This window comes from Enterococcus sp. JNUCC 77, assembly GCF_054819945.1.
The window spans coordinates 21,345-47,442 of sequence record NZ_JBTHIG010000003.1; the positions used below are offsets into that span (position 1 = coordinate 21,345).

Annotated in this window: 19 protein-coding genes; 17 read left to right on the forward strand and 2 right to left on the reverse strand. The window is 35.7% G+C overall.

Translation table 11 applies throughout. The features are described from left to right. Positions 1–50: 50 nt before the first annotated feature. From ACVWNY_RS17990 to ACVWNY_RS18060, 15 genes are all read left to right on the forward strand, one after another. Positions 51–5,780: a clumping factor A gene (locus ACVWNY_RS17990; protein ID WP_454072439.1), complete on the forward strand. Its 5,730-nt coding sequence runs from the start codon at positions 51–53 to the stop codon at positions 5,778–5,780. Between the two features lie 167 nt (positions 5,781–5,947). Beyond that, on the forward strand, positions 5,948–10,333 hold the full coding sequence (locus ACVWNY_RS17995) for a MucBP domain-containing protein (RefSeq protein ID WP_461211756.1): 4,386 nt from the start codon (positions 5,948–5,950) through the stop codon (positions 10,331–10,333). 72 nt (positions 10,334–10,405) lie between these two features. After that, a complete protein-coding gene (locus ACVWNY_RS18000; RefSeq protein ID WP_454072441.1) occupies positions 10,406–11,113 on the forward strand; it encodes a class A sortase in 708 nt (235 codons plus the stop codon). Between the two features lie 19 nt (positions 11,114–11,132). After that, positions 11,133–12,794 (forward strand): poly alpha-glucosyltransferase, encoded by a 1,662-nt coding sequence (locus tag ACVWNY_RS18005; RefSeq protein WP_454072442.1) that lies wholly within the window; start codon positions 11,133–11,135, stop codon positions 12,792–12,794. Between the two features lie 22 nt (positions 12,795–12,816). Then, positions 12,817–13,098, forward strand: coding sequence for a hypothetical protein (locus ACVWNY_RS18010; RefSeq protein ID WP_454072443.1), 282 nt, complete (start codon positions 12,817–12,819; stop codon positions 13,096–13,098). A 17-nt stretch (positions 13,099–13,115) separates the two neighbouring features. Next, a complete protein-coding gene (locus ACVWNY_RS18015; RefSeq protein ID WP_454072444.1) occupies positions 13,116–13,496 on the forward strand; it encodes an HAD family hydrolase in 381 nt (126 codons plus the stop codon). Beyond that, positions 13,487–15,160, forward strand: a complete 1,674-nt coding sequence (locus ACVWNY_RS18020) for an aminoglycoside phosphotransferase family protein (RefSeq protein WP_454072445.1) — start codon at positions 13,487–13,489, stop codon at positions 15,158–15,160. Before ACVWNY_RS18015 ends, ACVWNY_RS18020 begins: the two co-directional genes overlap by 10 nt. Beyond that, positions 15,157–15,921, forward strand: coding sequence for a sugar phosphate nucleotidyltransferase (locus ACVWNY_RS18025; RefSeq protein WP_454072446.1), 765 nt, complete (start codon positions 15,157–15,159; stop codon positions 15,919–15,921). The genes ACVWNY_RS18020 and ACVWNY_RS18025 overlap by 4 nt, the downstream gene beginning before the upstream one ends. Continuing rightward, complete coding sequence (locus ACVWNY_RS18030) at positions 15,914–17,710, forward strand: hypothetical protein (RefSeq protein WP_454072447.1); 1,797 nt, start codon at positions 15,914–15,916, stop codon at positions 17,708–17,710. The genes ACVWNY_RS18025 and ACVWNY_RS18030 overlap by 8 nt, the downstream gene beginning before the upstream one ends. A gap of 12 nt (positions 17,711–17,722) precedes the next feature. Further along, positions 17,723–19,219 carry a Mur ligase family protein gene (locus tag ACVWNY_RS18035; protein WP_454072448.1) on the forward strand — a complete coding sequence of 499 codons (1,497 nt, stop codon included), beginning with the start codon at positions 17,723–17,725 and terminating at the stop codon, positions 19,217–19,219. A 37-nt stretch (positions 19,220–19,256) separates the two neighbouring features. Then, positions 19,257–20,270: a D-alanine--D-alanine ligase family protein gene (locus ACVWNY_RS18040; RefSeq protein ID WP_454072449.1), complete on the forward strand. Its 1,014-nt coding sequence runs from the start codon at positions 19,257–19,259 to the stop codon at positions 20,268–20,270. Positions 20,271–20,450: 180 nt separating this feature from the next. Further along, entirely contained in the window at positions 20,451–21,182 is a 732-nt protein-coding gene (locus tag ACVWNY_RS18045; protein WP_454072450.1) for a hypothetical protein, read from the forward strand. Positions 21,183–21,338: 156 nt separating this feature from the next. Further along, positions 21,339–22,343, forward strand: coding sequence for a hypothetical protein (locus ACVWNY_RS18050; protein ID WP_454072451.1), 1,005 nt, complete (start codon positions 21,339–21,341; stop codon positions 22,341–22,343). A gap of 417 nt (positions 22,344–22,760) precedes the next feature. After that, positions 22,761–22,982 (forward strand): type II toxin-antitoxin system RelB family antitoxin, encoded by a 222-nt coding sequence (gene relB, locus ACVWNY_RS18055; protein ID WP_454072452.1) that lies wholly within the window; start codon positions 22,761–22,763, stop codon positions 22,980–22,982. Continuing rightward, complete coding sequence (locus ACVWNY_RS18060; RefSeq protein ID WP_454072453.1) at positions 22,982–23,254, forward strand: type II toxin-antitoxin system RelE family toxin; 273 nt, start codon at positions 22,982–22,984, stop codon at positions 23,252–23,254. Before relB ends, ACVWNY_RS18060 begins: the two co-directional genes overlap by 1 nt. A 706-nt stretch (positions 23,255–23,960) precedes the next feature. Here ACVWNY_RS18060 and ACVWNY_RS18065 read toward each other — a convergent pair. Continuing rightward, on the reverse strand, positions 23,961–24,302 hold the full coding sequence (locus tag ACVWNY_RS18065) for a type II toxin-antitoxin system PemK/MazF family toxin (protein ID WP_454072454.1): 342 nt from the start codon (positions 24,300–24,302) through the stop codon (positions 23,961–23,963). Positions 24,303–24,306: 4 nt separating this feature from the next. Then, positions 24,307–24,531 carry a type II toxin-antitoxin system PemI/MazE family antitoxin gene (mazE, locus tag ACVWNY_RS18070; RefSeq protein ID WP_454072470.1) on the reverse strand — a complete coding sequence of 75 codons (225 nt, stop codon included), beginning with the start codon at positions 24,529–24,531 and terminating at the stop codon, positions 24,307–24,309. Between the two features lie 276 nt (positions 24,532–24,807). Here mazE and ACVWNY_RS18075 point away from each other — a divergent pair, with 276 nt between their 5' ends. Next, positions 24,808–25,407, forward strand: coding sequence for a tyrosine-type recombinase/integrase (locus ACVWNY_RS18075; RefSeq protein ID WP_454072455.1), 600 nt, complete (start codon positions 24,808–24,810; stop codon positions 25,405–25,407). A gap of 445 nt (positions 25,408–25,852) precedes the next feature. Then, a complete protein-coding gene (locus ACVWNY_RS18080) occupies positions 25,853–26,038 on the forward strand; it encodes a CPBP family glutamic-type intramembrane protease (RefSeq protein ID WP_454072471.1) in 186 nt (61 codons plus the stop codon). Positions 26,039–26,098: the final 60 nt, after the last annotated feature.

Genomic DNA, 26,098 nt, shown 5'->3' on the forward strand with positions numbered 1-26,098 from the left:
AGGATAGGGTTTATATAGATAGTTAGGAATGAATAAGGAGGACGTAGCAAATGAGTTCAAAAAATCGGCCATTGATTTATAGAAAAGAGCCAGTGAAGCGTTACAAGATGCATAAAGTGAAGAAACATTGGGTAGTGAAAAGTGGCGTAGCCAGCATGATGACAGTGGCTTCTGTGGGATTGCCAGGAGTGATGAGTACAGCTATGGCTGCAGAGAACGATGTAGACACAGAAATAGTGGATGACACATCCAATGAGAAGAAAACAAAGAGTGCAACAACAGAAGGTCTTTCTACAATATCTGATTCAAATGAGTTAACTGACGCAACACTAGAAACTAGTGATAATACTGAAAAATTAGAAGAAAATAATGGAAATACAGAAGAGAAAACAACGACATCGACTGCTGTAGATGAGACTAGCGATGTGACTTATAAATACACCGCAGGAATTGATGATTCGGTTAATGTTTCAAACTTATCTAGAATTGATACTTCTGGAAACACAGCTCCGAGTGCTTATTCCGGATTATTTTTTGATAATGGACTTAAAATGAATTTAAGTCTAAATACTGATAAAGGTACGTTTAATACGGGAGATCACATAGCTTTAAAAATATATTTTAGGGATCGCCCCTCTGTATTTAGATCTTCAAAAACGAATATTCCAGATATAGGAAATCTAAGTTATGATTTGGAAAATCAATGCTTTGACTTAGAATTGACTAATAATGTTACAGAGAATAAAAATATTTCTATATCTCTAGGAAGTGTAGGGATTGATGGCGGAGACACAGGTAGCTTTTCTATGATTTTTGACAAAACAACAAATAAGCTTACAGGGCAACCTGCAATCATGTGCCTTAATGATATCGACGTTGAAACTGTAAAAACAACTTATGTAAGAAATGTCGATTACAGCAATGGTTATTTTGCGGGTATACTTCAATCAGCAACTGCATCAAAAGCCACTGTTGTTGAGAATTATTATACGTATAATCCCGTTGTATATCCTTCTAATCCATATACAGATGCGGGTAGTTTTGTTCAAATAACGAGATCAAAAATTACAACTGCTAATAGTAATTTGATAGATTACACAGGGAAAAACAAAGAAGATGTTCCTCTTAGTACACAATATTATACTCCTTCTCCTGATGGGAAGGGCATAATAAATTTTGAATCATATTCACAGACCACTTTGTCATTAAAATATGTTGATGTACCTACTGATTCAACGGATCAAGAAATAAGAACTGCTTTGGAAACTGCGGGGGACAATACTTATACTGTAATAAAAAATACAGATGGCACATATTCGACTGCTAGAAATATTGCAACTGTCGGAGAAAACTCAGTATTGTTAAAAAATACTACTGAGTATATTAAATTAGAAGCTACCTCGCCAGTAGATTTTTTTGAAAAGAAATTTGGATTAACATATGAAGAAGATGTTAAAGAAAAAATTAATCAAACATATGAAAAATATGGCATCAGAAGCGCAATGAATAATAACTTTACTTTTTCTGATGACAGTATAGTTAATACGGTTACTCATAGTACTATTAGCTATCCTCATGGATCAAATGGAATAAGCCAGACTCAAAACAATAATATATCTACAAAACCTAATAATGTAACAGTTGAAGGACAATCATATCTGACAGGAGGCTTTAAAAACAAGACCACAGGTGGAACAATTTCTACAGTTGAGCGCTATTATAATTTCCCTACCCAAACAAATGTGATTACACCAAAAGAAATACCTGGATATAAATTTGTAGGGGTTGAAAATGCACCTGAAGGATTCGTAGACAATGGTGATGGTACGTATACCTATACGCAAACAGATGTAAGTACCAACACTGTTGATTTCATGTATGAACCATTATCTTATGAGGTGCCAGTAAATTATGTTCAGAAAAATAGTGATGGTACCACTACGGCATTAGGAAGTGCCACTACTAATTTAAATGGAGTAACAGGGGCAACTTCATTAGTACGGGCAAAAGATTATAGTACATCTAATCATCTAGTATTAGTTGGAAACAATCTGAACAGTTCAGCTACGGCAAATCTCCAATATGCCTTTGGCCCAGATGCACCAAATCCACTAGAATTCTATTATCAAGAAGCCGGTGCGTACACGTATGACACAAGCGCCTATACAGGAACAACCAGTCTACAAGATACGCCATATACGATTAATTCAAATATGACAACAGTAGCTGATTTAACAGTAGCTGACGTACCTGCAGGTTATCACTTAGAAGATGCAAATGGTACTTCTTATAAAAATGGAGATACCGTTAAAGCAACAAGTGCAACTGCAAATACAACGTTAACGCTAGTCGCAAATGATGCAACGATTACCTATAACTTTGTTGACGAAACAGGAACTGCTTTAACAGATGTTGTACCTATTACAGATCAAACAAAAGTAGGCGCAGCAATTCCAGACAAAGCAAGTGTCATTAATGGTTATGTATTAAGAAAAGATCAAACAATCACTACTGGAGCAACCACTGAAAATACAGTAGGAACAGATGGTGCAGTAGTAGTTACTTACACATATGTCCCTACTGGTAAGTATGAAATTTCTAGTACGGATCCTAACTTTACGAATCCAGGGAATATTAATTATACAAACAATACAGAAGATCCAACAAAAGTAACTGATTCTGATGGTACAACAATTATTCCTTATGTGGAAGGCTACACACCATACTACAATGGGGAAAAATTAGAACTAGTTGATCCTTCTGATGAAACTAAGGGCTACAAAGCACCTCAGGTGGATATCGGAGAAGAAGATCAAGATATTAAAATTGACTATGTAAACGATGACGATTCGGATAGTGACGCTGATTCAGATAGTGATTCAGACTCAGACAGTGACTCCGATTCAGATAGTGATTCAGACTCAGACAGTGACTCAGATTCCGATAGCGATTCGGATTCAGACAGTGACTCAGACTCAGATAGCGATTCAGATAGTGATTCAGATTCCGATAGTGATTCAGATTCAGACAGTGATTCAGATTCAGATAGTGATTCAGATTCAGACAGTGATTCAGATTCAGATAGTGATTCAGATTCAGACAGTGACTCAGATTCAGACAGTGACTCAGATTCCGATAGCGATTCAGACTCAGACAGTGACTCAGACTCCGATAGTGATTCGGATTCAGACAGTGACTCAGACTCAGATAGCGATTCGGATTCAGACAGTGACTCAGACTCAGATAGTGATTCGGATTCAGACAGTGACTCAGACTCAGATAGCGATTCAGATTCAGACAGTGACTCAGATTCCGATAGCGATTCAGACTCAGATAGTGATTCGGATTCAGACAGTGACTCAGACTCAGATAGCGATTCGGATTCAGACAGTGACTCAGACTCAGATAGTGATTCGGATTCAGACAGTGACTCAGACTCAGATAGCGATTCAGATTCCGATAGTGATTCCGACTCAGATAGCGATTCGGATTCAGATAGTGACTCAGACTCAGATAGCGATTCGGATTCCGACAGTGACTCGGATTCAGACAGTGACTCCGATTCAGATAGCGATTCGGATTCAGATAGTGATTCCGACTCAGATAGCGATTCGGATTCAGACAGTGACTCAGACTCAGATAGTGATTCCGATTCAGATAGTGACTCAGACTCAGATAGCGATTCCGACTCAGACAGTGACTCAGACTCAGATAGCGATTCGGATTCAGATAGTGACTCGGATTCAGACAGTGACTCAGACTCAGATAGCGACTCGGATTCAGACAGTGACTCAGACTCAGATAGCGATTCGGATTCAGACAGTGACTCAGACTCAGATAGCGATTCCGACTCAGACAGTGACTCAGACTCAGATAGCGATTCCGACTCGGACAGTGACTCAGACTCAGATAGCGATTCAGATTCCGATAGTGATTCCGACTCAGACAGTGACTCCGATTCCGATAGCGATTCGGACTCAGACAGTGACTCAGACTCAGATAGCGATTCAGATTCAGACAGTGATTCCGATTCAGATAGTGACTCAGACTCAGATAGCGATTCCGACTCAGATAGCGATTCAGATTCAGACAGTGACTCAGATTCCGATAGTGATTCAGACTCAGACAGTGACTCAGACTCAGATAGCGATTCGGACTCAGACAGTGACTCAGACTCAGATAGCGATTCAGATTCCGATAGCGATTCAGATTCCGATAGTGACTCAGATTCGGATAGCGATTCAGATTCAGACAGTGACTCAGACTCAGATAGCGATTCAGACAGTGATTCAGATTCCGATAGTGATTCAGATTCCGATAGCGATTCAGATTCAGACAGCGACTCAGATTCAGATAGTGATTCAGACTCAGACAGTGACTCAGATTCGGATAGCGATTCAGACTCGGACAGTGACTCAGATTCCGATAGCGATTCGGACTCAGATAGTGACTCAGATTCGGATAGTGATTCGGACTCGGACAGTGACTCGGACTCGGACAGTGACTCGGACAGTGACTCGGACTCAGACAGTGACTCGGACTCAGACAGTGACTCGGACTCAGATAGCGATTCAGATTCCGATAGTGACTCAGATTCGGATAGCGATTCAGATTCAGACAGTGACTCAGACTCCGATAGCGATTCAGATTCAGACAGTGATTCAGATTCCGATAGTGACTCAGACTCCGATAGCGATTCAGATTCAGACAGTGACTCAGACTCAGATAGCGATTCAGATTCAGACAGTGATTCAGATTCCGATAGTGACTCAGACTCGGACAGTGACTCAGACTCAGATAGCGATTCAGACTCGGACAGTGATTCAGATTCAGACAGTGACTCAGATTCCGATAGCGATTCAGACTCAGACAGTGACTCAGATTCCGATAGTGACTCAGACTCAGATAGCGATTCAGATTCAGACAGTGACTCAGACTCAGATAGCGATTCAGATTCAGACAGTGATTCAGATTCCGATAGTGACTCAGACTCGGACAGTGACTCAGACTCAGATAGCGATTCAGACTCGGACAGTGATTCAGATTCAGACAGTGACTCAGATTCCGATAGCGATTCAGACTCAGACAGTGACTCAGATTCCGATAGCGATTCAGACTCAGACAGTGACTCAGACTCAGATAGCGATTCAGATTCAGACAGTGACTCAGATTCGGATAGTGATTCAGATTCAGACAGTGACTCAGACTCAGATAGCGATTCAGATTCAGACAGTGACTCAGACTCAGATAGCGATTCAGACAGTGATTCAGATTCCGATAGTGATTCAGACTCAGACAGTGACTCAGATTCGGATAGCGATTCAGACTCAGACAGTGACTCAGATTCGGATAGCGATTCAGACTCAGACAGTGACTCAGATTCGGATAGCGATTCAGACTCAGACAGTGACTCAGATTCGGATAGCGATTCAGACTCAGACAGTGACTCAGATTCGGATAGCGATTCAGATTCAGACAGTGACTCAGACTCAGATAGCGATTCAGACTCGGACAGTGACTCAGATTCGGATAGCGATTCAGACTCAGACAGTGACTCAGATTCGGATAGCGATTCAGACTCAGACAGTGACTCAGATTCAGACAGTGATTCAGATTCGGATAGCGATTCAGACAGTGATAAGAAAAAAGTATTACCAAAAACGAATACCAATGACGATACAATGATGTATGCCATTTCTGGTTTAGGTATGGTAGGACTGGGATTGACTTTCTATGATGCTTCTAGAAAGAAACGTAAAAAAGGACACAGTAGTAAATAGGCGTTAAATAAATGAAGTAAAGGCTACACAACTAGATATAACTAGACTGTGTAGCCTTTTTTAATGAAAAAATGAAAAGAGTGAAGACATCATTGAGAAATAAAAAATTAGAATACATCATAGAGGATCCTCAAAAAATCATTTATCGTACTTCGGGGAAACGTTTGATGAAGACGACGAGTCCTTTTTTAGTATTATTTGTTAGTACCATGGGCTTTTCAACGGGACAAGCGGCAACTGTGACAGATGTCACGACAGAAGAGGATAACAATCTTTTCACCTTCCAACAAGTCAGTAATATGACAGACATTGCTCAAATGCAAGCACGATTAGGTATGAGTACCCTATGGCCTATGCCAGAAGGACTATCACCTAATGAACAAAATGTATGGTTGAAAACAGTTGATCCTGCTTTAAGTGATGCGGAACCTTATGACAATGAATCTGCCGTACACACACAAGTAGAAAATTTATTAGCTGCACAAAAAGCAGCTACTTTAGATTTAGATGGTTCAGTGACAGCTGCCAAAAATAGTTTGAATGCTGCTGTTGCACAAGCAAAAACTGCCAGAAATGCCGTAATTTCAAAAGCAGACAATATTCTTATGACAAAGGACAATCGAGATCCTTTTAAGAATGGGTCTGTCACCTATCATGGATTGATGGATGAAGCTTATACGGCTTTAGTAGCGGGGATTTCGGGAGCCACTACGTTACCTACAGCAACAACTACCACGGCTGAATTAGATGCTTTAGCAGATCATTTTGCCGCATTAGGGGATCAAGCATTAGATGATGTCATGAGCAATGATTTCGGTCCAGGCCCTTTATCAGATCAATGGGTAACAGAGGCAACTGTAACGTATAGCTATGTAGATAGTGCCGGTAATAAAATTAGTGAGGATACAATAGCTGAAGCTAAAGTAGGAGAAGCGATTCCTGAAAAGCAACAAGCCATTCATGGCTATACCTTTAAAGAAAAAGCCAGTACTTCAGATACAACAGTTAAAAAAGATGGGACGTCTAAAGTGACCTATATTTATGAAGGGAATGCCGCGACTGTTAGCTATCGTTATGTTAGTGATACTGGAAAAGTACTATTTGAAGATGTGGTAGATGGTTATAAAGTAGGGGAATCTATTATGGATATTCCTAAAACCTTTGACCATTATAACTTTGTGAAGACAGAAACTTCTACAGGTGGAATGATTGTCCAACCGGATAATTCTTCCATCATTACGTATGTATATCAAGGAGAAGCTTCAAAAGTCACCTATAAATTTATCAATCAACATGGACAAGAAATAGCAAATTCTGTAGAAGATACACAGATTTTTGATAGTGAAATTGCAGATAAACAAATAGTAGTTAACGGGTACACGTTTAATAAGGTTGAATCTAATGCAGCAAGCAATACGGTCCTTGCGAATGACACTACAGAAGTGACTTATATATATGAAGGAAATCCTGTCAGTGTAACATATAACTATAAAGATGAAGCAGGAAATACTTTAAAAACAACTGAAACTACATTAAAAGTAGGGGATATGCTACCTGAAAAAATTGAAGTGATATCTGGTTATCTTTATAAAGGAAAACAAGAAAGTTTCTTAGAAGATACAATCACATCTGAGAGTCCAGTGGTGGTGACCTATTTGTACAATACTTTAGGCAAATATCAAATCACCAGTAATGATCCGGAATTTGTGTCACCAGGAGATATTACCTATGGGAACGATGCGACAGATGCCAGCAAAATATCAGATACAACCATTATTCCTTATGTTGAGGGGTATACACCATACTACAACGGAGAGAAACTAGAATTAATTGATCCATCAGATGAAACAAAAGGATATAAAGGACCACAAGTGACTGTTGGAGAAGAAGATCAAGACCTGAAAATTGATTACGTACGGGATAATGAATCCGATAGTGACGCAGATTCGGATAGTGATGCCGATTCGGATAGCGATTCGGACTCAGATTCGGATAGTGATTCAGACTCGGACAGTGACGCAGATTCGGATAGCGATTCAGACTCAGATAGTGATGCCGATTCGGATAGCGATTCAGATTCAGACAGTGACACCGACTCAGATAGCGATTCGGACTCAGATAGCGATTCGGACTCAGATAGTGATTCAGATTCAGACAGTGACTCAGATTCAGATAGCGATTCGGACTCAGATAGTGATTCAGACACAGACAGTGACTCAGATTCAGATAGCGATTCGGACTCAGACAGTGACTCAGATTCAGATAGCGATTCAGACACAGACAGTGACGCAGATTCGGATAGCGATTCAGACACAGACAGTGACGCAGATTCGGATAGCGACTCAGACACAGACAGTGACTCAGATTCAGATAGCGATTCAGACACAGATAGTGACTCAGATTCAGATAGCGATTCGGATTCAGATAGTGACTCAGATTCGGATAGCGATTCAGACACAGACAGTGACGCAGATTCAGATAGCGATTCAGATTCAGACAGTGACTCAGACTCAGATAGCGATTCGGATTCAGATAGTGACTCAGATTCGGATAGTGACTCAGATTCAGATAGCGATTCGGATTCAGATAGTGATTCAGATTCAGACAGTGACTCAGATTCAGATAGCGATTCGGACTCAGATAGTGATTCAGACACAGACAGTGACTCAGATTCAGATAGTGATTCAGACACAGACAGTGACTCAGATTCAGATAGTGATTCAGACACAGACAGTGACTCAGATTCAGATAGTGATTCAGACACAGACAGTGACTCAGATTCAGATAGCGATTCGGATTCAGACAGTGACTCAGATTCAGATAGCGATTCAGATTCAGACAGTGACTCAGATTCAGATAGCGATTCGGATTCAGACAGTGACTCAGACTCAGATAGCGATTCCGATTCCGACAGCGACTCAGACTCAGATAGCGATTCGGACTCAGATAGTGACTCAGATTCAGATAGCGATTCGGATTCAGACAGTGACGCAGATTCGGATAGCGATTCAGACACAGATAGTGACTCAGATTCAGATAGCGATTCGGATTCCGACAGTGACGCAGATTCGGATAGCGATTCAGACACAGACAGTGACTCAGACTCAGATAGCGATTCGGACACAGATAGTGATTCAGATTCAGACAGTGATTCAGATAGCGATTCGGATTCAGACAGTGACTCAGATTCAGATAGCGATTCGGACACAGACAGTGACTCAGATTCGGATAGCGATTCAGACACAGACAGTGACTCAGATTCAGATAGCGATTCGGATTCAGACAGTGACTCAGACTCAGATAGTGACTCAGATTCCGATAGCGATTCAGACTCGGACAGTGACTCAGATTCAGATAGCGATTCGGATTCCGACAGTGACTCAGATTCCGATAGCGATTCCGATTCAGATAGTGACTCAGACTCAGATAGCGATTCAGACTCAGATAGTGACTCAGACTCAGATAGTGATTCGGACTCGGACAGTGACTCAGATTCGGATAGCGATTCAGACTCGGACAGTGACTCAGATTCGGATAGCGATTCGGATTCCGACAGTGACTCAGACTCAGATAGCGATTCGGATTCCGACAGTGACTCAGATTCCGATAGCGATTCAGACACAGACAGTGACTCAGATTCCGATAGCGATTCAGACACAGACAGTGACTCAGATTCGGATTCCGACAGTGACTCAGATTCGGATAGCGATTCAGACACAGACAGTGACTCAGACTCAGATTCGGATAGTGATTCAGACACAGACAGTGACTCAGATTCCGATAGCGATTCAGACACAGACAGTGACTCAGACTCAGATTCGGATAGTGATTCAGACACAGACAGTGACTCAGATTCAGATAGCGATTCGGACTCAGATAGTGATTCAGACACAGACAGTGACTCAGATTCAGATAGCGATTCAGACACAGACAGTGACTCAGATTCCGATAGCGATTCGGACTCAGATAGTGACTCAGATTCAGATAGCGATTCCGATTCAGATAGCGATTCGGACTCGGACAGTGACTCAGATTCGGATAGCGATTCCGATTCAGACAGTGACGCAGATTCGGATAGCGATTCCGATTCAGACAGTGACTCAGACTCAGATAGCGATTCGGATTCCGACAGTGACTCAGACTCAGATAGCGATTCGGATTCCGACAGTGACTCAGATTCGGATAGCGATTCCGATTCGGACAGTGACTCAGACTCAGATAGCGATTCCGATTCGGACAGCGATTCAGACTCAGACAGCGATTCCGATTCGGACAGCGATTCAGATTCAGACAGTGACGCCGATTCGGACAGTGATTCAGACTCAGATCAGGGGACCACAACGCCAACAAACAAAACAAATGGATCAAAAGCTACTGGTGGTACTGGATCAAATAAGAATGGAAAATCTAAAAACGGCACATTGCCAAAAACAGGAGCAGAATCTGGTTTATTAGGAATGCTTGCTGGGGTGCAAATTGCAGGTGCGTCAGGATTAGGTTTAGTGAGAAACTTTTTCAGAAAAAAAGACCGTCATAAGAAAGATAAAAAATAAACATGAATAAAGTGAATGGATGGAGAAGGAATGACCATCCATTCACTACACTTACATAAGGGAGGGCCTACAATGAAAATAAAATTATTAAAAATTATAGGGGTGCTTATTATCCTTGTGGGGCTTCTTTTTTTAGCAAGCAAACCCCTGAAAAATTATTCAATTGAACATACTGGAAAAAAATATGGCATAGAAAAGGTCACAAAAAAGGAATTAGAAAAGAATGAAGCTACAGAGGTAAATTTTGACTTTGACCAAGTTCAGCCGTTAGATACAGCTTCTGTAGCAGCTGCTCAGGCAAGACAACTTAGTGGAGATGAGCTACCGGTCATTGCTAGTGTTGCTATTCCTAGTGTGGCGGTCCGTTTGCCCGTTTTTAAAGGCTTATCTAATGACAATCTCCTTTATGGGGCAGGAACAGTTTCTGCCAATCAAGAAATAGGCACAGGTAATTACGCATTAGCTTCTCATCGATCAGATCAAGCGGCGTTACTATTTACACCTATTGAAAACATGTCTACAGGAGAGCAAATATATCTGACAGATTTAGAAAAAGTCTATGTTTATACGGTGTACAGCGTGAAAAAAGTAGCGCCAACAAGTGTAGAAATATTAGATTACCAGCCAGGAAGTACACCAATGATTACCTTATTCACTTGTGGTGATTTGTATGCCCGTTCTCGTATTGTTGTGCAGGGATCTTTAACAACAGAAGTTCCTATGGCCGACATGACTGATGAAATGGCAAACGCATTTAAATTAGATAAAAATTCGTATTAACTACTTAAGGAGTCCATTTATGACATTAACGAAGATTGCATTACTGGAAAAAATCAAAACAGAGCTTTATCAGCAAGCCCCTCCTGGAGAGGCCCATATATTCGTTACCACTTGCGGGAGTAATAATAGAGGCGTGGTCTGGCAGACAACTGGAGAGACTATTCATAAAGCTTGGGTGAAAGTTGAGAGATATTTAAAGAAATTTTCTGTTTTTCCCAAATGGTTGAAAATAGAATGTATGGATGAAAAACGACTATTGTCTGCAGAAGAAGGAAAAGACCTATTTTTCCAAGTAGAGAGAAATAATTACTTTAGATATGGCATCCAGTTTAAGCAGAGTAAATCATATACTTTTTTACCAGAAGAGATTGTAGGAAATGCTTTATTAAGCCCTCACCCAGATCATGAAGTCAGACGACAGGACGCACGACTACGCTTAAATGAACCAAATATTAGAGGTTATTTAAAAAGAAGAAATAAAATCAATATCTCCAATCCTGTAGCATTTTTTGATAAGCAATGGGTCTTTTTTACAAAAAAAGGCATATTTGTAGAGGAGCAGCAAATCTATCCCTTAGAAACGGAAAAATATGGACAAGGTATGAGAGAAATTACTGCTACTAATCAAGTAGAGAGGTTAGAAGAAGGGATTGAGCGGGGAGCTAGATATTTGATTAATCAGTTAACAGATACTGGAAAATTTATTTATGGCTACTACCCTGCCTATGGAAAAACTTTAACTAGTTACAATAGCGTTCGACACTACTCTAGTTTGTATGCCCTATTAGAAGCGTATGAATATTTAGAAAAGGAAGGAAAAGCGTCGGAAGTATTTTTAGAAAAAATAGAAAAAGGGATTCAATGGGGATTGGAGAATCTCACTTTAGAAAAAGAAGAGAAATATTATGTAATAGAACATTTATCTGATGGTATAGAACTAAAATTAGGTGCCCAGGCAATGGTTATTTTAGCGCTTACTAAATACCAACAGGTAACAAATAATGAAGAAATTTTACCTATTACAGAAAAATTCTTACAGGGAATGACGTCGTTTGTAGCCCCTAATGGTGATACAACCCATGTATTAGATGAAAATCTAGAAGAAAGAGAAGCATTCCGAATTATCTATTACGATGGTGAAGCCTTGTTTGCGATTATGCGGGCGTATCCATTGATTCAGGATACCAAATGGTTGGATCTTGCGGAACTCTTAATGAATCGTTTTATAGAAAATCATTATGAAAAATACCATGATCATTGGTTAAGTTATTCTGTCAACGAATTAACAGCTTACGTACCAAAACCAAGCTATTTTGAGTTTGGTGTAAGAAACGCGCTAGATAATTTAAATTTTATAAAAAATAGAGATACGGCTTATCCAACGATGTTGGAGTTATTGACGGCAGCAGTAAAAATGTTCGATCGTATTGAAGAAATAGCTTTGCCAGAAGAGTTATTTACGAAAGAAGAGCAGAAACATTTGGAACAAACAATGACCCATCGAGCGCTACATGAATTAAGGACAGGCACCATGTGGTCAGAACTAGCCATATTTTTTGCAAAACCAGAGACGATTGAAGGCGGATTTTATTGTCGTCATGATCGTTGTCGTATGCGTATAGATGATGCAGAACATTTTTTATCAGGATTAATCAATTATAAAAATTTGATCGATAAATAAAGTTCATTGAGGAGGATTATCTGTGGATAAATTAAAATTCATTTACGATATTTTTCATGCTATCGGAGTCAGAAAAATTTTATTTATTTTCTTTATATTAATTGTAATTATTCAGTTCTTTAGGGAAAATAAAAAACGAGATTATAGGAATTTAAGTGATACGGAATTAGAAGAAATATATCAGAAAGATGATAATGGGCTATTTCCGTGGGAAGTAGATACAGATGACTCTCCAGATAGAATATCTAAGGATGCAAAAAGACATATATATAAAAAAGCAGGGCCTAGAAGAGGCCGCTGGTAAAAGTAAGGAGATTTATTTTGAAATCAATTGTTTTAGATGTTGATAATACGATTTGCGAAAAAAAAGAAATGAAAGAATATGCAGAATTAAAGCCCTATCCTGAAATGATAGACATGATAAAAGCATACAGAAAAAAAGGATATTATATCATTCTGAATACAGCTCGACAAATGAACACGTATCAACACAACTTAGGAAAAATTAATAAAAACACTTTACCTCAGCTAATTAATTGGTTGGACAAGTGGGAAATTCCTTATGATGAAATTTATGTAGGAAAACCATGGTGTGGAACAGAAGGTTTTTATGTAGATGATCGTGCGATACGACCTAGTGAGTTCTTAGAAATGAGTGAAGGTGAAATTCTAAAGAAAATAGAGGCGGAGCCATGGAGATAGTTCTTTTATTAAATACAAAAAAAATCCCACTAGATATGCAAAATAGGTTTGGAAATATTTATCCTTTAGATATTCCCTTTAAACAAAAAAAAATAAGAGATTATTTGTTTCATCAATACAAAGAGGCGGATAAAATATTTATTGTTAACGAGACTAATAGCAAAGAAGAGTCTCAATTAGTTAAAAAGGTTTCTGATCATCATGAGATATATGAGATTGGATTGCTCCCAAAAGAAAGTGTGACATTGTTAAATGTTGTTACAAATACTCTAAACAATGTTTTGAAATGGCTAGGAACAGATGTTGCAGTTACTATTAATTTTGGAGATACAATTATTCAAAATAGCCCTATAGAAGTGAAGAATGATTATCTGTTTGTAGGAAATAAAGTAAGGCAAACGCCATGGGATAGTGTTTCTCGAGAGAAAGGCAATCTCCTCTTCACCTATAGAAATACCCCTGTCTATAAAAGACAAGAGATGGAAGCAGTTGCAGGTGTTTTTCACTTTACAAGTGGGATTGATTTATTGGAATCTTGTGAAAATATTAGTAAAAAGGGTGATTCTTCATTAGAAGACGAAGATATTCACGATTTATATAGTGCTTTTAGTTTTTATGATCAAAAATATCATAAAATGCAGATAAAAAAAACAAGCGATTGGTTAGATTTTGGTCATACCGAAGAATACTTAGAAACAAAAAAAATTGTTCAAGCACGTTTTTTTAATGAGATTTCAATAGATGAAAAAAGAGGAATTCTTACGAAACAGAGTCAAAATAGTGAAAAATTTATAGGAGAAATCAAATGGTATTTAAATCTACCAAGTAAACTACAATATCTTACTCCTAGAATCTATGACTCTCAAATAGAGGATTCAGTCCCCTCTGTAAAAATGGAATATTATCCATATGAGACGCTTCATAATCTCTATATATATGGACAACTAGATCTTGGTTTTTGGGAACAAAGCATTGAAAAATTATTATTTGTTCAAGATGAGCTACGGGAACATTCTAGAACAAATATTGTCCTAAGCAATAAAGATCTATCAGACATCTATTTAGATAAAACAATTTCAAGATTAGTAGATTTAACGAAATCAAGTCAATTTAGTCATTTAGAACAACAAGCAACTATTATTAATGGAGTGAAATATTCAAGTATATCGGTTATGAAACAGTGGCTACCTCAAATTTTACAACAAAATGCTTTATTAGAGGAACGATCTGGAAAAATTATACATGGTGATTTTTGTATCAGTAATATTTTATATGATGCTGAAAGTAAAATAGTAAAATTAATAGATCCTAGAGGGAAATTTGGAAGTCAGGATATCTATGGAGATGAATTTTATGATATTGCTAAACTTTTGCATAGTTTTGAGGGGTCATATGATCATATAATAACTGATAATTTTTCATTAATTGAAGATTCTCCGGAATCTTTTCAATATGAAATAAAAAAAACACCATTACAAGAAAAAATCACGGAATTAGTGATATCTAAAATTACACGATTTTATGATATCAAAAAGGCTCGTTTGGTGGAGGGAATTCTTTTTTTAAGCATGATTCCTTTACACTCGGATTATCCAGATAGACAAAAAATAATGTATGGACAAGCGATGAAATTGCTACAGCCATACATAGGAGAACTATTATGAAAATAATTATCACAATGGCAGGAAATGGTTCGCGATTTAAAAAAGCTGGATATAAGGGACCAAAACATGAACTATTAGCAGGAAATAATAGCTTATTTTGGTGGTCAATCCAGTCTTTAAAAGCTTTTTTTGAAGATGAATTCTATTTTATCGTGAGAAAAAATAATTTTTCAAAGTATAAATTAGAAACGGAAATAAAAAATCTAGGGATAAAAAAGTTTAAAATTGTCGTTCTACAAGAAGAAACAGAAGGACAAGCATCTACCGTAATGTCAGTAGATGCAATGATGGATAATTCAGACGCTTTTTTAGTATTTAATATTGATACTTCAATAAAATCAAATTATATAAAAAAAGAAGAAATAATTCAGATGTCTGGCTCAATACCACTTTTTTTTACAGAAGGTATACACTGGTCCTTTGCAAAAATCGACGAAAAAACTGGCTTAATTTCTGAAGTAGCTGAAAAAAGACCTATTTCAAATTGGGGTTCAGTAGGCCTCTACTATTTTTCCAATTGGTATGATTACAAAACAGCTTATTATAAAAAGAAACATGAAATACAGGAGGCTTATGGAGAAGTATATATAGCACCCTTGTATAACGAATTAATTCAACAGGATAAACCAATAAAACCAATTATATTGCCTAAAGAAAGTTTTGCCGTTTTGGGAACACCAAGAGAGTTAGAGGAATTCAAGAGAAACCATCTTTCTGAATTCGAAAAAAATCAAAGTAAAGGTGGGTTTGAAGGTGCGTAAGGGAAAACAAGTATGGGCTGTAGTTTGTGGTGCAGTTAGAGACGAATTAGAATTACGGCTAACACTTAATGAATTACTTCAACTAAGAGAAGCGGGTGTCATAGAAGGGATTATCATAAGTACCTGGATAAATGAATTTAATCAATTGACAGATTTAAGAAATGAGATTGAAGAAAATAATATTGAAGTTATTGAACAGCCACCTTTAGAATCGAGGATGAATATCTCTAAAAGTAACTCAGTTAATTATTTCCGACAAGCTTTACAAATGCAGGTTGCGTTGGATAAATTGCCTGAAGACTGTTTCGTATTGAAGGCGAGAACAGATAGAAGCTTGAATCATCTAAAAATGATTCGCCCCTATCTAGATAAGCCTTTAAATAAAATAAAATATCCTACAAAACGAGAAATATTTGGACAGAAATTACCTAAAATATTTGATTATCCCATAGTTATTTTTAATGCCAAGACACAAAGAATTCTTCATTTTAGTGACTTTGTGTTTTTAGGGCATAAAAAAGATATAAGAACCCTTATAAATTTTGATCTTCCAGAATTGTATTTAGGAAGAGATCTTGTAGCAAATACGCAATGGTTCGTTTATCCTTTTTTAAAAAATTTTCCCGTTATAAGAGATTACTTTCGACTAATTAATTTTAGACCTTTGATAAAAGATATGAAGAAACAAATAGAAACCGATTTATTTCTAGATTTACTACCAACATTTTTTTATCGAGCTTATGGGACTTACCTGATGATTCTCAACTATTATTTTGAATTAGTTCCATTAGTAGATTGCCAATTTGATGTGATGAACTATAATTTCAATGATTTATTCACTGATTCTAGAGAAAAAGGAGTATCTTTTACCAATCTAGGAAGTGCTCTTCAGTCCAACCAAGTTGTTCAAAATTTTTTATCTGAAGAAAATTTTGAACATCAAAAATCAACAGGATATTTTTTTGATATTTTAAAAAATCAAGATATTACAAAAGCCTGCAGCAATGAAGAGTATTTAGAGTTAAATAATTTTAAAGAAACAGGATGGTTTAAAAATAAACATTGGCTAAGAGAAAAAAATTGGCAAGAAAAAGTTGAAAATCAAAAAAATATATATAAAAAAAATATGCGTGTGTATTCTTTTCAGGAATTAAATTTGGTAGAGACAGAACTACTATTGAAGGAATTAGAAACTTCTGAAAATAGTGATCGGACATTATATAATTATTGGCTTAATAATTCAAAATTAGGAGCACTTTCAGCAGAGCAAATGGTTTTACCTTTTGCAAGAACACAAAACCAAGATAGTGTGATGCTAGTTTCTAGACTATTACGAATGAATCTCATGAAAAATGAGCAAAATAAAAAAAATATGCAACATCTAATTGAAGTAGTTTCGAATGTTCAACTTCAAAGAGGGACAGCGAATATAAAGACTGTTCAAATGATGTTAAATCTATTATTGTTTCAAAAAAATGATTTTGAAAGTATATATGACGATGTAAAAGGTAAGATTGTACTGAGAAAGTATTTAACGGAAGAAGAGTTTAAAGTAGTTATAACAAATAAATACTCTCAAGAACAGTTAGTAAAATATTTATTGGATTTAGCAAACCACTACGAACATATTGGAAAAAAAGTGCTGGCGCTCCGCTTAAATGAGTTGGCTGCTGAGATAAAGCTATCAAAAAACTCTGTTGAAAAAATAGCTACGATTTATGAATATACAGATAATCATAGAAACTATTTACTAGCAAAAAAAACTATGACTTTTTTCGATAAGCATTAAGGAGATAGATTTATGAAAAGTGTAAGAGAACATAATATTAAGGCTAGGCCTTTAAAAAAAATAGATTTTAGTTGTTTCACCGGAAGGTTCTTAAATGAAGTATTAGCTGAAAAGATATGGATTACAGATTTTGAATACACTGCAGGTGGTGTTAAGCAAACAGAGGACCCTAACTTAGCATTTATTTCAATTTCTGCTGACAGACTTAATAAGACGCTTGGAGGGAACAGAGCCCCGCATGATAATAATGTGGTTGTACGGAACCAACCCAATCGATTTGAATTGCTGGTTACAGAAAAGCCTATAGATGAGCTAATCGATGAAGTTCCTCAGTTTATTGTTCCAAACACGTGGGAATTTATGTATGAAGTCGGCGAATATTTAAGATCCAGCACTAACATTCCAGTGATTGCTATTACTGGATCTGTTGGCAAAAGTTCTACAAGAATGATGATTGAGCATCTTCTAAGTGAAAATTATTCAGTACTATCAAATAAGGGGAATCACAATACACGTTTTGCAATGCCTCTTTATATGACTAGACTAGTGCAATCACCTGATTTATTAAACTTAGAGGTCTCACTAAATGCTTTAAATTATAAAGACAAAGGACCACAGACTACGTTTATAAAACCGACTATTTCTTTAGTCACATCTGTTGGATATGCCCATATGAGTGGTATGAAAGACTTAGACGTTTTAGCGGAATTCAAAGCCAATATATTTAAAGGGATGGAAGAAAATGGTGTTGCAATTATCAATAAAGATATCCCAGAAGCTCCCTTACAAATATTGATAAAGGAAGCTGAAAAACAAACCACTAACATTAGAACATATAGCATGAAAAAAGACTCTTTAGCCGACTTGTATTTAGTTTCTGTAAAAGAAATTAAATATGTTACTGAAGTCACGGTTTCTTTTGAAAATCAATTATATACGTATTATTTAAAAATGCCTAGTTTAGGAATGGTAGAAAACTCTTTAGCAGCACTACTCTCTATTGCTAGCCTAGGACTAGATTTTGAACAATTTTTACCAAAATTTTTAAACTATCAGTCATTACCAAAAGTACTCGAGTTAAAGCAAGGGTTCATTGAAGGTAATAAAGTAGATATATATGACGATACTCATAATGCAGCTATTCCTTCTATGATAAATGCAATTACTAGTTTTACTAATAAAGTACCTTATTATAGTGGCACAAAAATTCTTGTATTAGGCCAAGTAGCTGACTTAGGTAAACATTCGGAACCGCTTCATAAACAATTATTACCGTTCATTAATCACTCAGGTGCAGATGTTTTACTAGGTTATGGTGAACATATGGAAAAGGTTGTAAATGAAGTAGATATTCCTAGTTTTTGGTTTAATAATTTGGAAGAATATCTACAAGCCATTTTATCTAGAGTATCTGAAAATAGTTTAATCTTACTAAAAGGATCAATATCTGGAAGTGATTATAAAGATATTAGTCCTATGCTAGCAAAATTATTAAATAGAAAAAACTAAAATAGAGAAATCACTATATTTAAAAGGAGCCGTTGTTTTGAAAATTATTATCTTAGCGGGTGGGTTAAGCCCAGAACGGAATGTTTCGATCTCATCATCAGTTAAAATACAAGAAGCATTAAATGGAAATGGACATCAAACTATTTTATTAGATATTGCCGAAAATATAAAAGAGTATTCTTCCTTTGAAGAAGCTTATAGCATATATAGTAAAAGAATTTTTAATGTTTTAGTGTCGAAAGAAGAGCCCGATTTAACACAGCTTAAAAAAATTTATCCTAATGAAATTGGACAAAATATTTTATCACTTTGCAAAAAAGCTGATTTATGCTATTTGGGTTTACATGGAGGGATTGGCGAAGGTGGAAAACTCCAAGCCCTATTAGATATTCACCAAATAAAATATACTGGATCAGGTTCTCTAGGTAGTGGTATGGCCATGGATAAGAATATTGCAAAACAAATAATGGTAGCAAATGATATTTTAACACCTCAATGGTGTTTTGTTTCCAAAAATGATATCCCTTCTTATCAATCACCTTGTGTCATAAAACAGGTAGACAATGGGTCTAGCATTGGAGTTGAACTGGCGGAAAATAATCAGGACTATCTATTAGCTACTGAAAAAATAAGTCGCATGGCCAATCAATTGATGATTGAAGAAAAAATAAACGGGCGTGAATTTTCTGTAGGAATCCTTGGATCAACAAAGTTACCGGCAATTGAAATCATTCCGAAAAAAGGATTTTATGATTATTCTCATAAATATCAATCGGGAGCAACAACTGAAATTACACCTGCTAAAATATCAAATGAACTTGCTTCAAAAATGGGAAAGATAGCCTTAAAAACACACAAGATTTTAAAATTACAAGTATATTCACGGATTGATTTTATTGTAACCAATCAAGGAGAGATTTACTGCATTGAGGCAAATAGCTTGCCTGGTATGACACCAACCAGTTTACTTCCTCAGGAAGCCGCTGCTGATGGAATTAATTTCAATCAATTATGTGAAACAATAGTCGATTTATCATTGAATAAATACTGAAGATTACGTTCGGTAGAGTCTAGCCTCACTCTACCGAAAAAATAAAATACTTCATAGAAAACTATTCTTAATTGGAAATTCGATAAAATGCACCAAACATATTAACTGGATATCATCAATAATTACAGATACTGTGTAATTATTTTTTGATACTATAAATACTTTAAAGGAGAAGATTTCATGAAAAAAATTATTTTAGGAACGGGATTAGTTTTAGGAATTGGAACTGGACTAATGATTGGAACAAATGCTGAAGCAACGTCACAACCACCACAAACTGAAAAAGAATTATATCGTGTATATAATCCGAATTCAGGAGAACATTTTTTTACGGAAAACCTGGATGAATATTATTGGTTAACGGAACAAGGTTGGGAACCAGAAGATGTGGCTTGGAATACACCAACTGAAGGGGAGGAGGTTTATCGATTATATAACCCTAATGCTGGGGATCACTTCTATACTAAAAGCATTGTAGAGTATGATTGGCTAAATAAACAAGGCTGGACTCAAGAAGGTACGTCATTCCTTAGCTCTACAGACAAAACAGCTCCGGTATATCGGAGTTACAATAAGAATGCTGTAGCTGCAGGTGCGCATATGTTTACCCTTAGTAAGATTGAGCATGATGGCTTAGTCAATTCAGGCTGGACGAATGAAAATGTTCAATTCTATGCTGTATCTTATGGAAAACAGCTTGGAAATCTCATAACTTACGCTAATTCTTTAGTTGAAACAGATTATGACGCAGCCGAATATGCGCAATTTAAGGCAGTTGTAACAGAAAGTCAAACAGTATTAAATGATGTTGACGCGACACAAGATGAACTAAAAGCACAATTGACTAAGTTGAATACAGCTCTTGAAATCCTGGAAGGAAATGCTCCAGATGTAGATCCAGAAGATTTCTAGATGTGCGTTTATCCTTTTTAACTGGATGCAACATTCGCATAGTTGCTAAACAACAGAAAACAAAAGATATACAAAGTAAACTGTGGGGTCACTGGGTTTAGAGTGAGTGGCCTACACAGTTTATTCTACATGCCTATTGGAATGGAGATTATTACTATGAAAGAAATAGAGTTTAATAAGATATACAAACAAGTGTATACATACGGGGTCCAATCCTTTTGGTATTTTCCTACCGTTTCATTTGTCTGTTTTCTTACGGGGTTGTTTGGATTATGTTATGTAATCACTAGTTTTTTATTTACTTCAATTAGATATTTGAACGGTCAACAATTACTTATTCTATATGAAGTGTCTATTCTTCTTTTAGCCCCATTTCTATGTTATTTGGTCAGACGGTTTTTAATAAAAAAAAGAAGTAGTCGCTATGAAAATCAACTAAATCAGTTGCTTACAGATGAGCAGTTAGAGCATACAGAACTCAAAAAAATTAGTGACAAAATAAGCGCTCAGTTAAGTAAAGATGAAGATCAAATAAAGATGTCTGCGTTATTAATTAAATCAGGCTCTATACTTAGTATGGTTTGTTTATTCGTAGTATTCCCTTATATGATAAAATCTGTAGGTATTTCTGCTTTACTATTTATTTTTTTGGGTCTCATATTGACTTATTTTTTTGATGTTCAGCTAATCAAGGTATTTAAAAATATTTCTACACAAAAAATACATGTATTGTCATTCATTCAATCAGAGTTTTCTTATATAGATGCTGCTTTATTATCGCAGGTTCAACAGCAAAAACTATCAATCGATTCCAAAGGTGACTCTTTAGAATTAACTAGCCATGCAGCTAAGGCACCTCTTGCAAGAATTTGGGATTTTATAGGGAACGAGCCGGTAACAGACTCAGAAAAATCAGAGAACACAGATCACGCGATGATTGGAGAAGGATATATTGAAGAGATAGAAACCCAGAATAAGAATAATCCATCTGTAGAAGTAGATGCAGACGATTCAATGGCCGCTATTGATAATCAAATAAGTGTTTTGGATGAGCAAATTGACACAGATAATTCCTTGATTGATGAAACAACTGATTATTATGATCCTATTTCTCCAGAACAATTAGCTGAAATCCTTGAAAAAGTAAAATTAGAAAAGTAATTAATTTTATAGCAGAGCAGTTTATTTTCTAAATTTTAGTATGAATACGAAGACTTTGTCTATAAGGTAATGGCGTCCTTTTGGATGTTGTGGAGAAGAAGAAATGAAGGAGTGTTGCTTTTTCACGGAAAGAATAGGATATTAATATCGCATACGAAATTCTTCCAATTACAATAACAGCACTTAGAGATTACTTCCCTTTTAGTTTTGCATTACTCAAAACTTCATGAACTGATTAAAAAGTAATGATGCCTATCTGCTTTCCTTAATTAAATTTACAAAAAAAGCTAACCAAATCATTGATGAACTTGTTCCTTTGATTAATGCGATTTATGGTAACTATGAAAAGCTTGACTGTTGTATAGATTTGTAATACAATTTGCTTTGTATAACAAATGTACACAAGGAGGTTTTTTTATGAGTACCGTTACATTTAGAGTTACTGATGAGGAAAAAACATTCATTCAATCTATGGCTGATTTAAATGGGTTGAGTTTATCAGAACTAGCTAGAACTAAATTATTAGAAGGATTGGAAGATCAAATTGATATGGCTTTATATGAAAAAGCCATGAAGGCTCACGAATTAAATGATGAAAGTATTTCACACCAAGATATACTTCTAGAATTAGATTTATGATGGAAAAAAAATATACCGTTCGATATGAAAAAAATGCTCAGAAATCACTAAAAAAAATGGATAAACATCAAGCTAGACTTATTTTGTCTTGGATTTCTAAAAATTTAGAAGGAACTGATTCCCCTAGAAGTCATGGGAAGGGATTAATAGGAAATAAAAGTGGACAATGGCGATATAGAATAGGTGATTATCGTTTGTTGGCAAACATAGATGATGATACTATAATGATTCTAGTTTTAGAAATTGGTCATCGTAGAGACGTATATAAATAAAAGACCTCAAAATTTTGAGGTCTTTTTACTTCGTATAAGTTTGATTATCTTATCTGAGGTTTTGAATAACTTAGATCTAGAAATCTCAGATTATATTTTTCTTTATGAGGAGTAACTGAAAGTAGTTAAATTTGTCTATTCAGTATTCATAAATCGTTGAGGTAGTTAATGAAAGAAGGAATAGACCATCTATTTCATATTAATAAATCTTGGACATAATAGTCAGATATCTGAATATAGGAACTAGGAATGTATATAGTATTTGTAGAGAAAAGAGAAGTCTTAGAGGCCTGCCGCCCCACCAGTTGCTATTTAGCTCCAACACTGTAGTCGCAACAGTGAAAAGAAAGACCACCCTACGGACATAGGGTGGTCTTTTGGTGTTAAAGTTGTTTTAGTTACTTTCATTTCGCAACCACATTGTAACACGTAGAAAAAATTGAAGCAATTTTAGAATTTACACATCTTCTTTGTATAAGTTAGATTGTACAAGTTAAAAGATTAGATAAAAAATCGAACTATGAATTCGATTTCTACTATAGAGATGCCTTATTTTATTACTTTTAAGCCCTCTCTCCCCTTTTCTAATTGTATTACTCAAAACTTCATGAAGTGATTAAAAAATACAATTAATACTAATTATTGACTATCACTACAATATTTCCAAAGAACAAAAAATAGCCTGTGAAGGCTATTTCAATAAAATCTAAAATATATACCCAATAATCTGATCAATTTTGGCCATATCAGAAATGGATAATTTTTCTATATACTCTACTTTATTATTCCTTGTATCTAAAGACTCTAATTGTGGAATCAACACTTGTCCTTTCACTTCTCCAGAGTCTCTTAGGGTAAATCTTGTTGCACCTGGTTGAATGGTTGCAGTAATTGGACAAATCACCACCAATAATGTGGATTGATTAAATTGATTATTTGAGACGACTAATCCAGGTCGTCTTTTTTTATCTTCTTCCGTTGAACCTGCCTTCGGATTCATCCAGATAATGTCTCCTTTTTTTGGTGTATAAAATTCACTACTCTCCATTTACCTATTCCTCCTGTTTATATTGAGATTCGTCTAACTGACTCTCGTTATATAATTCTCCAATGTTAGATGACGCAAAAGGGTTTTCTACTTTTGGAATTAAAGTAATGGTACCATCTTCTTCATATATAACAATGTACTCTTTATTAGCATCTGGTCTCTTACCTTCTCCAACAGGAAGTGTAAGAACAACTGATTTTCCTTGTAACCTTGATTTCGCTAACAACATATTAAAATCACCTCTTTTATATAAAATATAATATATTTCAAAAATAATCAAGTCACGCATGATATTTCTACTTATCTCAACGAGATTATTTCGGGTTTTTCCAAATTATCCAACGTTACACAACCGTGTTGTGTAACGTTCGTCAAAATAGCTGTATCCTTTGCGGCTCTAAGGGAATCATGACATTTTTATCAGAGTTCTTTTTTATATCCGCTTTTAACGTTACATATTATATGATATAATGTATTTAAGTAACGTTAATAGGAGTTGATAAAAATGAAGACAGTTTCACCTATTCGAGATAAAAAAAAAATAGAAGATATGAAAAAAATTTTGCTTAGCACCCCATATGGAGAAAGAAACCTCTTAATATTTTCTATAGGCATAAATACTGCCTACAGGATTTCTGATTTACGTCAATTAAAATTATCTGATGTTTTAGAAGTTTCTCGTGGCCGAATTGTTGTTAAAGATCGATTGGATATGAAAGAACAAAAAACAAGCAAGCAAAACTCTGTATTTATTTCTAATAAATTAAAGAAATTAATTTTAGATTTTGTACAATCAGAATTCCCTAAGGAAATTTCCGATCGTGACTTCGATGTGTTCTTGTTTCAGAGTCGCAATGGACAGAATCAACCACTGAGTCGACAAAGTTTCTGGCGAATTATTCATACTGCAGCTGAAACAATCCACTTAAAAAATATTGGTCCTCACTCTATGAGAAAGACCTTCGGATATTTCTTATATAAACAAGGAACAAGAATTGAAATTATTCAATCTTTGTTAAATCATTCTTCCCAGAGGGAAACCTTACGATACATCGGCATTACCCAGGAAGACAAAGATATAGCAGTTAGAAGCTTAGAACTTTAAAGTGCCTTACTATGACATTGAATTTTTATTACTTGATAAGTTCGTCAAATACAACCTAGGAAGATTGTTCTTTGTTATAATTTTTTCAATTATTTTATAAAGTGGCTTCGTTTATTTCTTTAAACGTTGAAATTTGTTGAAAGAACTGGAATTAAAAAAGTACCATATAAAAAGAGATTGCTATTATTAGTGGCTTCTAGACTAATAATAGCAATCTCTTTTTTATTGTTTTTCATCTCTTCAAATCCAGGAAATCAAATAAACTCCTTTAGTCACTATCTTAGATACCAATAGGGTTATGATTGTTTTTTATATTCTTTAGAATAGTATTCATTATCCCTATCTATAAAAAAATTATTTCCCATATTGTTTTACTTTGCCTTGAAAAAAAAAGGTTGATTAAATCAAAAATAGAAAGCCAAAAAAAAGCTTACTGTCAAGCTACATTCTAGTAAACTCTGTTGTGTTTGCTTATCTACACCATTCTAATTCGATCATTTCATTTTGTATTTTTCTGGTCTTTGGTTTCAGTAGTTCGTGTCTATTCCTTTATACTAAAGAGTTGAAGACCAATATTATTTTGCACCATCTAAATAATCTATTAGCGATTATTGAAACAACAATATCTTAAGCAATAGGACAAATACATTTTACTATGTAAGCACTTTCTAAAAAATGGAAATTTTTTGTG

What these genes read in the sequence shown, in the direction of transcription:
- ACVWNY_RS17990 (WP_454072439.1), top strand. Translation starts at nt 51, where the DNA reads ATGAGTTCAAAAAATCGGCCATTGATTTATAGAAAAGAGCCAGTGAAG.
- ACVWNY_RS17995 (WP_461211756.1), top strand. Translation starts at nt 5,948, where the DNA reads ATGAAGACGACGAGTCCTTTTTTAGTATTATTTGTTAGTACCATGGGC.
- ACVWNY_RS18000 (WP_454072441.1), top strand. Translation starts at nt 10,406, where the DNA reads ATGAAAATAAAATTATTAAAAATTATAGGGGTGCTTATTATCCTTGTG.
- ACVWNY_RS18005 (WP_454072442.1), top strand. Translation starts at nt 11,133, where the DNA reads ATGACATTAACGAAGATTGCATTACTGGAAAAAATCAAAACAGAGCTT.
- ACVWNY_RS18020 (WP_454072445.1), top strand. Translation starts at nt 13,487, where the DNA reads ATGGAGATAGTTCTTTTATTAAATACAAAAAAAATCCCACTAGATATG.
- ACVWNY_RS18025 (WP_454072446.1), top strand. Translation starts at nt 15,157, where the DNA reads ATGAAAATAATTATCACAATGGCAGGAAATGGTTCGCGATTTAAAAAA.
- ACVWNY_RS18035 (WP_454072448.1), top strand. Translation starts at nt 17,723, where the DNA reads ATGAAAAGTGTAAGAGAACATAATATTAAGGCTAGGCCTTTAAAAAAA.
- ACVWNY_RS18045 (WP_454072450.1), top strand. Translation starts at nt 20,451, where the DNA reads ATGAAAAAAATTATTTTAGGAACGGGATTAGTTTTAGGAATTGGAACT.
- ACVWNY_RS18050 (WP_454072451.1), top strand. Translation starts at nt 21,339, where the DNA reads ATGAAAGAAATAGAGTTTAATAAGATATACAAACAAGTGTATACATAC.
- relB (WP_454072452.1), top strand. Translation starts at nt 22,761, where the DNA reads ATGAGTACCGTTACATTTAGAGTTACTGATGAGGAAAAAACATTCATT.
- ACVWNY_RS18060 (WP_454072453.1), top strand. Translation starts at nt 22,982, where the DNA reads ATGGAAAAAAAATATACCGTTCGATATGAAAAAAATGCTCAGAAATCA.
- ACVWNY_RS18065 (WP_454072454.1), bottom strand. Translation starts at nt 24,302, where the DNA reads ATGGAGAGTAGTGAATTTTATACACCAAAAAAAGGAGACATTATCTGG.
- mazE (WP_454072470.1), bottom strand. Translation starts at nt 24,531, where the DNA reads ATGTTGTTAGCGAAATCAAGGTTACAAGGAAAATCAGTTGTTCTTACA.
- ACVWNY_RS18075 (WP_454072455.1), top strand. Translation starts at nt 24,808, where the DNA reads ATGAAGACAGTTTCACCTATTCGAGATAAAAAAAAAATAGAAGATATG.